This is a genomic window from Erwinia persicina NBRC 102418 (genome assembly GCF_001571305.1).
Lineage (GTDB): Bacteria > Pseudomonadota > Gammaproteobacteria > Enterobacterales > Enterobacteriaceae > Erwinia > Erwinia persicina.
The window spans coordinates 23,882-35,832 of the sequence record NZ_BCTN01000009.1; the positions used below are offsets into that span (position 1 = coordinate 23,882).

At 53.3% G+C, this 11,951-nt stretch carries 14 protein-coding genes; 6 read left to right on the plus strand and 8 right to left on the minus strand.

The genetic code is table 11. The features are described 5' to 3' along the window. The first annotated feature begins 202 nt into the window (after positions 1-202). The 3 genes from EPE01S_RS11420 to EPE01S_RS11430 are packed head-to-tail and all read left to right on the plus strand — an operon-like array spanning position 203 to position 2,633. The gene (locus EPE01S_RS11420; protein WP_062745368.1) at positions 203-892 is read left to right on the plus strand and encodes a metal ABC transporter ATP-binding protein; all 690 of its coding nucleotides are present in this window, start codon (positions 203-205) and stop codon (positions 890-892) included. Continuing rightward, positions 889-1,758, plus strand: a complete 870-nt coding sequence (locus tag EPE01S_RS11425) for a metal ABC transporter permease (protein WP_062745000.1) — start codon at positions 889-891, stop codon at positions 1,756-1,758. Before EPE01S_RS11420 ends, EPE01S_RS11425 begins: the two co-directional genes overlap by 4 nt. Then, positions 1,755-2,633 carry a metal ABC transporter substrate-binding protein gene (locus EPE01S_RS11430; protein ID WP_062745002.1) on the plus strand — a complete coding sequence of 293 codons (879 nt, stop codon included), beginning with the start codon at positions 1,755-1,757 and terminating at the stop codon, positions 2,631-2,633. The genes EPE01S_RS11425 and EPE01S_RS11430 overlap by 4 nt, the downstream gene beginning before the upstream one ends. Before the next feature lie 40 nt (positions 2,634-2,673). Here the strand turns inward: EPE01S_RS11430 and EPE01S_RS11435 are convergent, their stop codons facing one another. From EPE01S_RS11435 to EPE01S_RS11455, 5 genes are all read right to left on the minus strand, one after another. Next, entirely contained in the window at positions 2,674-3,705 is a 1,032-nt protein-coding gene (locus tag EPE01S_RS11435; protein ID WP_062745004.1) for a hypothetical protein, read from the minus strand. Positions 3,706-3,965: 260 nt separating this feature from the next. Next, a complete protein-coding gene (gene ykgO, locus EPE01S_RS11440; protein WP_062745007.1) occupies positions 3,966-4,109 on the minus strand; it encodes a type B 50S ribosomal protein L36 in 144 nt (47 codons plus the stop codon). A gap of 9 nt (positions 4,110-4,118) precedes the next feature. Continuing rightward, complete coding sequence (locus tag EPE01S_RS11445) at positions 4,119-4,379, minus strand: type B 50S ribosomal protein L31 (protein ID WP_062745010.1); 261 nt, start codon at positions 4,377-4,379, stop codon at positions 4,119-4,121. Between the two features lie 151 nt (positions 4,380-4,530). After that, complete coding sequence (gene acrB, locus EPE01S_RS11450; protein WP_062745012.1) at positions 4,531-7,683, minus strand: multidrug efflux RND transporter permease subunit AcrB; 3,153 nt, start codon at positions 7,681-7,683, stop codon at positions 4,531-4,533. A 16-nt stretch (positions 7,684-7,699) separates the two neighbouring features. Continuing rightward, positions 7,700-8,899 (minus strand): efflux RND transporter periplasmic adaptor subunit, encoded by a 1,200-nt coding sequence (locus EPE01S_RS11455; RefSeq protein WP_062745014.1) that lies wholly within the window; start codon positions 8,897-8,899, stop codon positions 7,700-7,702. Positions 8,900-9,040: 141 nt separating this feature from the next. On the opposite strand from EPE01S_RS11455, the gene acrR reads away from it, so the two are divergent. Further along, positions 9,041-9,679 (plus strand): multidrug efflux transporter transcriptional repressor AcrR, encoded by a 639-nt coding sequence (gene acrR, locus EPE01S_RS11460; RefSeq protein WP_062745016.1) that lies wholly within the window; start codon positions 9,041-9,043, stop codon positions 9,677-9,679. An 8-nt stretch (positions 9,680-9,687) separates the two neighbouring features. On the opposite strand, the gene rsmS is transcribed toward acrR, so the two are convergent. From rsmS to priC, 3 genes are all read right to left on the minus strand, one after another. Then, entirely contained in the window at positions 9,688-9,837 is a 150-nt protein-coding gene (rsmS, locus tag EPE01S_RS22890) for a pleiotropic regulatory protein RsmS (protein WP_072277442.1), read from the minus strand. 36 nt (positions 9,838-9,873) lie between these two features. After that, positions 9,874-10,119: a GlsB/YeaQ/YmgE family stress response membrane protein gene (locus EPE01S_RS11465; RefSeq protein ID WP_062745019.1), complete on the minus strand. Its 246-nt coding sequence runs from the start codon at positions 10,117-10,119 to the stop codon at positions 9,874-9,876. 69 nt (positions 10,120-10,188) lie between these two features. Then, positions 10,189-10,725, minus strand: coding sequence for a primosomal replication protein PriC (gene priC / locus EPE01S_RS11470; protein WP_062745021.1), 537 nt, complete (start codon positions 10,723-10,725; stop codon positions 10,189-10,191). 66 nt (positions 10,726-10,791) lie between these two features. Between priC and EPE01S_RS11475 the strand changes: the two genes are divergently transcribed. Next, positions 10,792-11,169, plus strand: a complete 378-nt coding sequence (locus EPE01S_RS11475; RefSeq protein ID WP_062745023.1) for a DUF454 family protein — start codon at positions 10,792-10,794, stop codon at positions 11,167-11,169. Positions 11,170-11,325: 156 nt separating this feature from the next. Next, positions 11,326-11,877, plus strand: coding sequence for an adenine phosphoribosyltransferase (gene apt / locus EPE01S_RS11480; protein ID WP_062745025.1), 552 nt, complete (start codon positions 11,326-11,328; stop codon positions 11,875-11,877). Positions 11,878-11,951 lie beyond the last annotated feature (74 nt).

The window sequence follows — 11,951 nt, forward strand, 5'->3', positions numbered from 1 at the left end:
ATACATTTTTACTGTGCCGATGAGGCGCTTTTTACGATATTTTAATTGTTATGTTATAACATTTTATCTGGTTTTTTATGAACACATCCCCCATTTTTTTACGTTTCGGTACGCTTATAACCTGCCCGGCATGGCTGCGCGTGGTGCTCACGGCCATTCTGGTAATGATGCTGGTTATGCTGACGTGGTGGGCGGCGAGCTGATGATCCTGTTGAATCAACTGGTGGTAGGCTACCAGCATCGTGCTGTAACCCCCCCGCTGTCAGGAACATTTAGCCACGGCAGCATGACGGCATTAGTGGGGGCCAATGGATGCGGTAAGTCAACACTGCTGAAAACGTTGTGTGGAATGCTTCCAGCCATCAGTGGCTCCTTTCGTTATTCCCTACCGCGTCCGACCGTGGCCTGGCTGCCACAGCATTCCGAACTTGAAAAGAGCTTTCCACTCACGGTGTTTGATCTGGTCGCGATGGGATTCTGGCGTCGCTGTGGCTGGTTTCGCGGCATTTCCAGGCCGCAGAGGGAGGAGGCTCTGGTCGCGCTGGAACGCGTCAACATGTTGCCTTTTGTCAATGCCGCACCCGGCACCCTGTCGGGCGGTCAGCTACAGCGCGTTTTATTTGCCCGTCTGCTGATTCAGGATGCCGGATTGCTGCTGCTTGATGAACCCTTCACTGGAGTCGACAGCGATACCACAGCGTTGCTGCTGGCGCTGCTGGCAGAGCGCCATCGTGCGGGATGTACATTGATTGTCGTTCTGCATGATATGGCGACGGTGGCGGAACATTTCCCACAGGTATTGCGCCTGAAGGATCAGCATTGTGAATGGTCGTGCCGCGACAGCGGCGTAACCGGACTGGATTTCGTTCGCAATGCAGGGAGCCGGATATGATGCTGATACAACCTTTCATCGAGTTCGGTTTTATGCGCCGTGCACTGATCGCCTGCGTGGCGTTGTCGCTCAGTGCTACACCGCTGGGAGTTTTTCTTCTGCTGCGCCGCATGAGTCTGGTCGGCGACGCATTATCACATGCCGTGCTGCCCGGTGCCGCTATAGGTTATCTGCTTTCCGGGCTCTCGCTGGTGGCGATGGGTATTGGTGGGGCAATTGCCGGACTGACGGTCGCCCTGTTGTCGGGCGCGGTAAGCCGCTATACGCCACTGCGTGAGGATGCCAGTTTTGCAGGTTTCTATCTCGGCTCGCTGGCGCTGGGCGTCACTCTGGTCTCCTTACGCGGTTCCAGCGTTGATCTGCTGCACGTTCTGTTTGGGTCGCTTCTGGCGGTCGATACTCCCTCTATTGTGCTGGTCAGTACCATCAGCAGCGTGTCTTTGCTGATTTTAGCTCTTATCTACCGACCGCTGGTGATCGATGCTTTCGACCCAACTTTTTTACGCGCCCAGAACCGCTGGACCTCGCCGCTGGTGCACGGCATTTTTCTTGTGCTGGTGGTGGTGAATCTGGTCGCCGGGTTTCAGGTGCTCGGCACGCTGATGAGTGTCGGCCTGATGATGCTACCGGCCGCCAGTGCGCGCTTCTGGAGTCGCCATCTTTCCGGCACGCTGGCCGCCGCAATGATTCTGGCGACTATCGCCAGCTTCAGTGGTCTCTATGCCTCTTTTTATCTCTCATTACCTGCCGGGCCCGCTGTGGTGCTCAGTGCTGCAATTTTGTTTTTTATTTCTATTTTAATCGGGCCTTGCGGCGGCATTTTTGCCGGACGCAAAACATTGTCTATGGCAAAGGAGTCAAAATGAAAAAATTACCTTTAGTGCTGGCAGTGTCAGCAGTAATGGCCACCCCGTTAGCGATGGCAAAGACCGTGGAAGCGGTAGCCAGCTTTACCGTGCTGGCTGATATCGTAAAGAATGTCGGCGGTGAGCATGTGGTGGTAAAAAGTCTGGTGGGGCCAAACGGCGATCCGCATAGCTTCGAACCCACACCGAAAGACAGTCAGGCGCTCGCAAAGGCTGATCTTGTTTTTGTCAGTGGACTGGGTATGGAAGGGTGGATGGACCGTCTGATTTCGGCATCCGGCTATAAAGGGCAGACGGTTGTGGCTTCCAGCGGCATTAATACCCGCACCATGGAAGAAGATGGCAAGACCATCACCGATCCCCATGCCTGGAACAGTATGCAGAACGGTGTGACTTATGCCACTAACGTGATGAATGCACTGATTGCCGCCGATCCGCAGGATGCAGATTACTTCCGTCAGCACGGAAATGCGTATATTGCACAGCTGAAGCAGTTGGATGGCTGGGCGCAAAAGGCGTTCAGTGTGATACCGGTGGAAAAACGGAAAGTGCTGACCAGTCACGATGCTTTTGGCTACTTTGGACATCGGTACGGTGTGAAATTCCTGTCACCGGTAGGTTTTTCAACGGAGTCTGAGGCCAGTGCCTCTGATGTCGCTGCACTGATCAGGCAGCTAAAGCATGAGAAAATCCATGCGTACTTTATTGAAAATCAGACTGATCCGCGACTGGTTCAACAAATTGCTGCCTCCGGTGGGGCAACCTCCGGTGGGGAGCTTTATCCGGAAGCCTTAACAGCCCGTGGGGGAGCGGCTGACAGTTATATCAACGCCTTTAAACATAATGTGAATGCGATGGTCAGCAGTATGAAGTAAGGATTTTACTGACAGCCCCCTGAGCCGGGGGGGCTAAAAATCAGAAGGTACGGTGATAGTTCACCAGTGGCAGAACCGGAACGGCGGCGTTGGCGGCGATATTGATGACCCCAATTTGCAGTCCCTCAAGGTGTTGAGTCGCGTTAATCAGACCAAACTGAAAGGAGGTGGTATCGGCATAGTTAAAGGCGCCAATATCAGTGCTGCTTTCTCCGGCGGAAAAATTAACCGCACCGAAATTAAGCCCGTTAACGTGATGAGAGACGTTGACCACGCCCAGATTAGCGCCTTCCACATCGCGGGAAATATTGACCGCGCCCAGGTTCATCCCTGTCACATTATGCGCCATGCTCACCAGTCCGACGTTGGCCCCCGTAATGTCTCCCGAATAGTTAAAGGGGGCTAAATTTGCCCCAGTAATACTGCCGGAAACGTTGACGAGGCCAAGATTGAGACCGTTGATATCACCTTCACTCCAGTTGCCCAGCGCGCCAACATTGACGCCGTTCACATTCCCGGAGTGGTTCAGGATGCTGACATTCACCCCTGCCGTATCCTGCTGAGTCCAGTTAAAGGGGGCTACATTAACGCCATTCACCTGTCCGGTCGTGTCATTAGCAATGGCGCCAAGATTGACACCGTTCACGTCGCCCGTGGCAGTAAACACCCCGAGGTTTACCCCGTTAATACTTTTCGCCTCGCTGTAAATTCCCAGGCTCGCACCGTACAGATCGCCGACACGGTTAACGACACCCAGGTTGAAACCATTGTCTTCACCGCCGTGCCAGTTAAACAGGCTGATTGCGGCACCATTCATGCCATGCCGGATACGAGAGCCCGCTATCACGCCAAGCTGCAAACCGTTGAGCTGATCGAGCTGATCATAACCGAGAACAGGCAGATCCAAACCGCTGACGGTACCCGTATCGCTATAAAACAGCGTACCGTGAAAGCCATTCACTTCGGTGTCTTTCGGCAGGTTGCTGTACGCCGAAAGCTGGATGGGCGTGGCATGGCCTGCAACAGAATAGATCGCACATGTGCATAATAGAGCGAATGTTGAACGTTTCATTTGATGTCCCTATTAAAGTATTACCCGTAACATTACTAATGCCTGACTCTTTATTTGCTTTTTAAGCTACTGATTTTGATGTTTTTATCTTGGCTTAAAATGCCGGTAGCCGCAGCGAAGTAAGGGTTGACGTAATATGGTTTTCACTAACGCTCTGGAAGTATTAAGGATTGATAACGGTGAGGGGGATGTAGCAGAAAAAAGGCAAAAAAAGGGATAGCTTGTGCTATCCCTTTTACAGTCACCACCTGCGGGGGCGATCAGCGTTTTTTCCCCCCCGTGCCCTGTACGGCTTTAAAGCGGGGGTTACTTTTACAAATAACAAAGACGCGGCCATGGCGGCGAACGATCTTACAATCTTTGTGGCGTTTTTTGGCCGAAGCCAGTGAGCTTAATACCTGCATGATGACTCCTTACTTTTTCATCGCGCCAAGAAAACCGCCGAAGCGCTGGCTGAAGCGTGCGGCGCTGCCTTCTTTAGCAAATTCTTTCTGTTTACCGGTGTAATAAACATGTGATGCAGAAGAGACGTCCAGCAGGACATACGGCATCTGTTTACCTTCATGTTCAATCGTGCGGTCAGTTTTGATGGTGGAACCCACCACAAAGTAAGCATCAGCCGTGGTGTCATGGAAAACTACCTGGCGGTATGCAGGATGAATGCCCTGTTTCATTATTGGCCTCAAGTGTAATGTTATATTATAACATTAGTATGCGCTGCTGATTGTTAAATTGCAACTTCAGAAGGGGGAGGAGGAAGGCAAATAAGCAAAAAAAAAGAGGCCACCCGAAGGTGGCCTCTTAATCACATCAACTCAGCGTTGATCAGTGATGATGGGTATCAACAGGATGGCTGTGTTCCAGCTCCTCTTTGTTCTTACTGAAGCGGCGGCGTACCACCACAAAGAACACAGGAACAAAGAAGATAGCCAGTACGGTTGCCGTCACCATACCGCCCATGACGCCAGTACCGACGGCGTTCTGAGCACCGGAACCGGCACCGCTACTGATTGCCAGCGGCAGAACACCGAGGATAAAGGCCAGAGAGGTCATCAGAATCGGACGTAAACGCATACGTACCGCATCCAGGGTAGCCTCAACCAGTCCTTTCCCTTCTTTTTCCATCAGGTCTTTAGCAAACTCGACGATCAGGATGGCGTTCTTCGCGGATAACCCTATGGTTGTCAGCAGTCCCACGACGAAGTAAACGTCATTGCTCAGTCCGCGCAGGGTGGTGAAGATCAGCGCACCGACCACACCCAACGGAACCACCAGCATAACCGAGAACGGAATCGACCAGCTTTCGTACAGTGCAGCCAGACACAGGAACACGACAATCAGCGAGATGGCATACAGTGCCGGAGCCTGATTACCCGACAAACGTTCCTGATACGACATCCCCGTCCAGTCATAACCAATACCGGTAGGTAGCTTCGAGGCCAGATCCTGCATCAGATCCATCGCTTCACCGGAGCTTTTACCCGGAGCCGGTTGTCCTAACAGCTCCATTGACGGCAGGCCGTTATAACGTTCCAGACGTGGCGAACCGTACACCCAGTTGGCAGACGCGAAGGCATCAAAAGAGACCATCTCGCCACTGGAAGAGCGCACATACCAGTTACCGATATCGCCAGGCAGCATACGGTAAGGTGCATCACCCATCACGTACACTTTCTTCACACGGCCACGGTCAATGAAGTCATTGACGTAGGAGCCGCCCCAGGCCGCTGCCAGCGTGGTGTTGATATCAGACAGCGATACCCCCAGCGCCTGCGCTTTTTCCTGATCGATATTCAGTTTAAACTGAGGAGTATCTTCCAGACCGTTAGGGCGAACACCGACCAGCACGTCCGGATGTTGAGCAATCATACCCAGCAGCTGGTTACGCGCGGCAGTCAGTTGTTCATGGCCAAGGCCACCCTGATCGATCAGCTGGAAGTCGAAGCCGGTAGCCTGACCCAGTTCGACAATCGCTGGCAGGTTGAACGGGATGACCATCGCATCTTTAATCGCTGACAGTGCACCCATTGCCCGCCCGGCAATTGCCGGAACCTTATTATCCGCACCCGGACGTTCATCCCACGGCTTCAGGCTGACGAAGGCAAGACCGGTGTTCTGACCACGACCGGCAAAACCAAAGCCGTTAACTGTAAACACGGAGTTCACAGTGGCTTTTTCTTTTGTCAGATAGTAATCGGTCACCTGATCCAGCACCTTTTGAGTACGTTCCTGAGTGGCACCGGCAGGAAGCTGGGCCATGGTCAGGAACACACCCTGATCTTCTTCCGGCAGGAAGGAGGTCGGCAGGCGCAGGAACAGGAAGGCCATGCCCACGACAATCAGCAGGTAAATCACCAGGTAACGACCCGTACTGCGCACGATGTGGCCTACGCTGTCGGTGTAGTGATTGGTGCTCTTGTCAAACAGGCGGTTGAACCAGCCAAAGAAACCGGTTGTTTTACCGTGATCGCCTTTCGCAATCGGTTTCAGCATCGTGGCACACAGTGCCGGGGTCAGGATCAACGCAACCACCACTGACAGCACCATTGCCGAGACAATGGTAATCGAGAACTGACGATAGATAACGCCGGTTGAACCCCCGAAGAAGGCCATCGGAATAAATACTGCCGACAGAACCAGAGCAATCCCCACCAGGGCGCCCTGAATCTGATCCATCGATTTACGGGTGGCTTCCTTCGGCGGCAGGCCCTCTTCGGCCATCACACGCTCGACGTTTTCCACTACCACGATGGCGTCATCCACCAACAGGCCGATGGCCAGCACCATCCCGAACATCGTCAGCGTGTTTATCGAATACCCGAAGGCGCTGATAATAGCAAAGGTCCCCAGCAATACCACCGGAACGGCAATCGTCGGGATCAGCGTTGCGCGGAAGTTTTGCAGGAACAGATACATCACCAGGAATACCAGTACGATGGCTTCCACCAGCGTTTTCACCACTTCGTTAATGGAAATTTTAACGAATGGTGTGGTGTCATACGGATAAACCACTTTCATCCCGGAAGGGAAGAATGGTTGCAGCTTGGTTAATTCAGCTTTTACTGCGGCCGCCGTGTCCAGCGCGTTAGCGCCGGTAGCCAGTTTGATCCCCAGACCGGAGGCCGGTTGTCCGTTATAACGGGCGATGATCTCGTAGTTTTCACCGCCCAGCTCAATATGTGCCACGTCGCTCAAACGAACGCGTGACCCATCGCTGTTAACCTTCAGCAGGATCTTGCCGAACTCCTCAGCCGAGGTCAGACGAGTCTGCGCAATAATCGAGGCATTAAGCTGTTGGCCCTGCACCGGTGGTGAGCCACCGAGCTGACCCGCTGCAACCTGGGCGTTCTGAGTATTAATGGCGCTGATAACATCAACAGGCGTCAGCGAGTAGTTGTTAAGCTTATGAGGATCCATCCAGATACGCATGGCGTACTGCGCACCGAACAGCTGGGTGTCACCGACGCCGGATACTCGACTGATAGGGTCTTTAATGTTCGACCCGACATAGTCGGAGAGATCGTTCTGCGTCATGGTGCCGTTGTCATTAATGAAGCCGGCGACCATCAGGAAGCTACTGGAGGATTTTTGAACTTTAATCCCCTGTTGTTGCACTTCCTGAGGCAGCAGCGGCATCGCCAGTTGCAGTTTGTTCTGCACCTGCACCTGGGCGATGTCAGCATCCGTACCCGACTCAAATGTCAGAGTCAGCTGCAGCGTCCCGGAGGAGTCGCTGCTTGAACCCATGTACATCAGGCCGTCGATGCCGTTCATATTTTGTTCGATAACCTGCGTGACGGAGTCCTGCAGCGTTTTCGCATCAGCACCTGGGTAGGTTGCTGTGATCTCAATGGCCGTTGGAGCAACGTTAGGATATTGCTCGATCGGCAGTTTAAGAATCGACAGCGCACCCGCCAACATAATGATGATGGCGATTACCCAGGCAAAGATGGGGCGATCGATAAAAAACTTAGCCATGTCTCAGTGGCTCCTGTTAAGACTTCGGTTGTTCAGACTTCGCCTGAGACTCGGTACCTGCTTTGGCGCTGTCATCGCTGACTTCCTGAGGCGTTACCGCTGCACCAGGTTTCACGCGTTGCAGACCGGTCACAATCACACGGTCGCCATCTTTAAGACCTTCCGTTACCAGCCACTTATCACCGAATGCCTGATCGGCTTTCAGCGTGCGGACTTCAACCTTGTTATCCGCACCCACGACCATAGCGGTCGCCTGACCGGTTGGCGTACGGGTGACACCCTGCTGAGGAACCAGCAGTGCATTCGGATTGGTACCTTCATCGAGTCGGGCACGCACGAACATGCCAGGCAGGAGGCTGTGGTCCGGGTTAGGGAACACGGCACGCAGTGTGATGGAACCCGTGGTTTCATCCACGGTGACATCAGAGAGTTCTAATGTTCCGCTCTGGGCGTATTCGCTACCATTCTGCATCAGGAGCTTAACTTGTGCTTTACCGTCAGTTTGCTGAAGCTTGCCGGCATTCAGCTCATTACGCAGGCGCATAAAGTCTTCGCTGGACTGAGTCACATCGACGTAGATCGGGTCCAGTTGCTGTACGGTTGCCAGGGCAGTGGTTTGCCCACTGGCCACTAACGCGCCTTCCGTCACCGAGGATTTACCAATGCGTCCGCTGATAGGCGAGGTCACGCGGGTATAGGCGAGGTTGATGCGTGCCGTTTCTACTGCGGCCTGAGCAACCTGGACGGCTGCCGCGGTCTGACCCTGGGTAGACATGGCGGTGTCATAATCCTGCTGGCTGATGTACTTGGTGCCCAGCAGGGGCTTGTAGCGCTTAACGGTTAATGCAGCGATTTGCGCATTCGCCTGTGCCTGCGCCAGATCACCTTTCGCACTGTTATAGGATGCCTGATAGGTCGCCGGGTCGATCTGATACAAGGATTCGCCCGCCTTAATATCACTTCCTTCAACAAAGTTGCGTTTCAGAATAATGCCTGAGACCTGTGGGCGAACTTCTGCAATTCGGAACGATGAGGTACGACCTGGCAGGTCGGTAGTAATTTTAAGTGGGGCGCTTTTCAACGTTTTGATGCCCACTTCAGGTGCCTGTTGCTGCCCGGCCTGCTGCGAATCTTTGTTGTCACATCCCGCTAGCACTAAGCTTCCTGAAAGCATCAGAACGGCCGCCAGAGGCGTTAACCCTCTGTTTTTGTTCATAAATAAACCTCGAGTGTCCGATATCGATTGTTCAATGGATCACAAACCCATAAACCCATTGCTGCGTTTAAATTATGGTCGTGCTATGGTACATACATTCGGAAATGTATGTAAGTCTAACCCTTTGTAAATAACACCCTCATGGCACGAAATACCAAACAACAGGCGCAGGCAACGCGCAATCACATCATCGATGCAGCTATCGAGCGATTTTCTGAATATGGCGTTTCTAAAACGTCACTGGCTGATATTGCCTCAAGTGCTGGCGTGACGCGGGGTGCAATCTACTGGCATTTCAAAAATAAAACCGATTTACTCAATGAAATTTGGGCGCAGTCCGAATCCGGAATGGCGGACCTGGAGCTTGAGTATCAATCAAAATATCCTTCTGATCCACTTTCTGTGATGCGTGCTATGGTGCTGTATGTCCTTGACGCGACAGCCAGGGATCCAAGAAGACGTGCACTTATGGAAATTATTTACCACAAATGTGAGTTTGTTGGTGAAATGACCACCTTACAGCTGATGCAACAAAATCTCTATCTCGAATGTTACGAAAAGATAGAAGAAGTGCTGGCTCAGTGTATTGATGCAAAACAACTCCCCGAAAATCTGGACACGCGACGCGCGGCTATTGTGATGCGCGGTTATATCAGTGGCATCATGGAAAACTGGTTATTTATGCCAGAAAGCTTTGATCTGGCCGCTGATGCGCCACAGCTGGTGACGACCCTGATTGAGATGCTGGCTTTCTGTCCGACGCTGCGTAAACCGTCTTAACGTCGCACTCAGGACGGTGTCTCCACTTTCTTTTCGAAATCCCGCTGTACGATCGCCAGCGCCGCCAGCACGGTTTCTGGTGCAATCTGATGTTCTTCCAACAGCATAATTAAGTCGACGGCAAGCTTCACTTCTTCCGGCGCGGTTTCCAGCGACATAAACGCTCCTGTATTTTTCCAGCACGCAATGCGTGGTCAGATTCGTAAAATTTTGATTACCGCGATCATTATCAGCGCACCTGCCAGTGCAATCAGCAGGGCGCGGGGATCAAGCGTGGACAGCGTACCGTAATTGATATAGGTACTGATATAGCCGCCAATCAGCGCACCCACAGCGGCCAGCACCAGTGTTGGCACGCCACCGCCCGGACGGCCAGGGAAGAAATAGCGGAAGACAAAGCCCACCATTAAACCGATAACCAGCCAGGAGATCAGGCCCATCGCATTGCTCCACTGAAAAAAGGGATGATAAGAGTATAGCCCCTCCGTCCGGCATAAGGGCAGCAGGGACTAGCCCTGGCGCTCACGATTTTCGATGCCGCGCTCAATCCGTTTTAGTGCCTGCAGACAGCGCTGCAATCTGCCTTCAAGCGCGGCGATTTCTCTCTGCAATTGCTGCTGCTGAGCCAGGGTCTCCTGTGCTGACAGCAGGCTCTCACGGTCGCCGATCATCGCGCGTAAGCGCCGTTCGAAATCCTGATGCTCGGCCAGTTTTTCGTACAAATTTTCTTTCACCGGCATGGTGCGGGGTTCATTGTTGCGCAGCTTTTGCGTCGCCAGCTCGCGCTGCAGCGCACTCATTTGCAATACCACGCGCTCGGCCATCCACGCCACGCGCTCGGTACGATTATCCTTCACGCTTTGCTTAAGCTGCTCAAATGTCTGACGCACTTCCAGCAGGTAATCACCGAGTCGGGTGGTATGGCAATGAAACAGCTGCCTGTCGAAGCGCGCCTGTGCGGTTCGCTTGTTGGCATGGGGCTCCACGGCCTGCGCAAGCTGTTCCAGCTGGATATCGAGTTGTTGCAATAAACCTGCGCTTTTCATCTTGTTCTCCCGGGCAGAAATGCGCGCTATGATACCCTGATTCTGAGGCATTTTACCGGGCGAGCCATGCAACGTTACATACTTATTGTTTTAGGCTGGATTGCCGTGGTGCTGGCCACACTGGGCGTGGTGCTGCCGCTACTGCCCACGACGCCCTTTCTCTTGCTGGCTGCCTGGTGTTTTGCCCGTTCGTCGCCGCGCTTTCACCACTGGCTGCTGCATCGTTCCATCTTCGGACGCTATCTGCGTCACTGGCAGCAGCACCGGGCAATGCCGCCAGGGGCGAAGGGCAGGGCGATCCTGTTTATTCTTGTGACATTTGCGTTTTCGCTGTGGATGGTCAAGATCCTTTGGGTACGCCTGCTGCTGCTGGTCATCCTCGGCTGCCTGCTGATCTTTATGATCCGTTTGCCGGTGGTTGATGAAGGGCAAGAAAAACCGTGATTTTGCTAAACGCGGTTGCAATTGTCCGGCGCTTTGCATAGATTTGGTCGTTTTCGTGCGCGGCTTCCCCTCAACGTCTGAATTTCACCCGGTAATATGGCCGTCGCGTGAAATGAAGCTGCGCGAGTCAGATTTGTATTTACCAGGCATAACATTATGACCGCGACTGCGCAGCAGCTTGAATTGATTAAAAACAGTATCAAAAGCATCCCGGATTATCCTAAACCGGGCATTCTCTTTCGTGATGTCACCAGCCTGCTGGAAGATCCGAAGGCGTTTGCACTGAGCATTGAACTGTTGGTTGAACGCTATCGTGACGCTGGCATCACCAAAGTGGTGGGCACCGAAGCGCGTGGTTTCCTGTTTGGTGCACCCGTGGCACTTGGGCTGGGTGTGGGGTTTGTTCCGGTACGTAAACCGGGCAAGCTGCCGCGTAAAACCTTTGCGGAAACCTACGAGCTGGAGTACGGCACCGATACGCTGGAACTGCACTGTGATGCGATTCAGCCCGGCGACGTGGTGCTGGTGATCGATGACCTGCTGGCCACGGGCGGGACCATCGAAGCTACCGTGAAACTGATCCGCCGTGCGGGTGGCAGTGTTCAACATGCCGCTTTCATCATTAACCTGTACGATCTGACGGGTGAATCTCGCCTGGAAGCGCTGGGTATCGAAAGTTACAGCCTGGTGAACTTCCCCGGTCACTAAGGTTTTGGGGGCAGACCGATCTGCCCCTGCCATTATTTCACCCTTCCTCCCTCTACTGCCTAAAATGCCTTCCT

Excerpts from the sequence above, each read along its gene's own strand:
- EPE01S_RS11420 (WP_062745368.1), top strand. The coding sequence starts at position 203 with ATGATCCTGTTGAATCAACTGGTGGTAGGCTACCAGCATCGTGCTGTA.
- EPE01S_RS11425 (WP_062745000.1), top strand. The coding sequence starts at position 889 with ATGATGCTGATACAACCTTTCATCGAGTTCGGTTTTATGCGCCGTGCA.
- EPE01S_RS11430 (WP_062745002.1), top strand. The coding sequence starts at position 1,755 with ATGAAAAAATTACCTTTAGTGCTGGCAGTGTCAGCAGTAATGGCCACC.
- EPE01S_RS11435 (WP_062745004.1), bottom strand. The coding sequence starts at position 3,705 with ATGAAACGTTCAACATTCGCTCTATTATGCACATGTGCGATCTATTCT.
- ykgO (WP_062745007.1), bottom strand. The coding sequence starts at position 4,109 with ATGCAGGTATTAAGCTCACTGGCTTCGGCCAAAAAACGCCACAAAGAT.
- EPE01S_RS11445 (WP_062745010.1), bottom strand. The coding sequence starts at position 4,379 with ATGAAACAGGGCATTCATCCTGCATACCGCCAGGTAGTTTTCCATGAC.
- acrB (WP_062745012.1), bottom strand. The coding sequence starts at position 7,683 with ATGGCTAAGTTTTTTATCGATCGCCCCATCTTTGCCTGGGTAATCGCC.
- EPE01S_RS11455 (WP_062745014.1), bottom strand. The coding sequence starts at position 8,899 with ATGAACAAAAACAGAGGGTTAACGCCTCTGGCGGCCGTTCTGATGCTT.
- acrR (WP_062745016.1), top strand. The coding sequence starts at position 9,041 with ATGGCACGAAATACCAAACAACAGGCGCAGGCAACGCGCAATCACATC.
- rsmS (WP_072277442.1), bottom strand. The coding sequence starts at position 9,837 with ATGTCGCTGGAAACCGCGCCGGAAGAAGTGAAGCTTGCCGTCGACTTA.
- EPE01S_RS11465 (WP_062745019.1), bottom strand. The coding sequence starts at position 10,119 with ATGGGCCTGATCTCCTGGCTGGTTATCGGTTTAATGGTGGGCTTTGTC.
- priC (WP_062745021.1), bottom strand. The coding sequence starts at position 10,725 with ATGAAAAGCGCAGGTTTATTGCAACAACTCGATATCCAGCTGGAACAG.
- EPE01S_RS11475 (WP_062745023.1), top strand. The coding sequence starts at position 10,792 with ATGCAACGTTACATACTTATTGTTTTAGGCTGGATTGCCGTGGTGCTG.
- apt (WP_062745025.1), top strand. The coding sequence starts at position 11,326 with ATGACCGCGACTGCGCAGCAGCTTGAATTGATTAAAAACAGTATCAAA.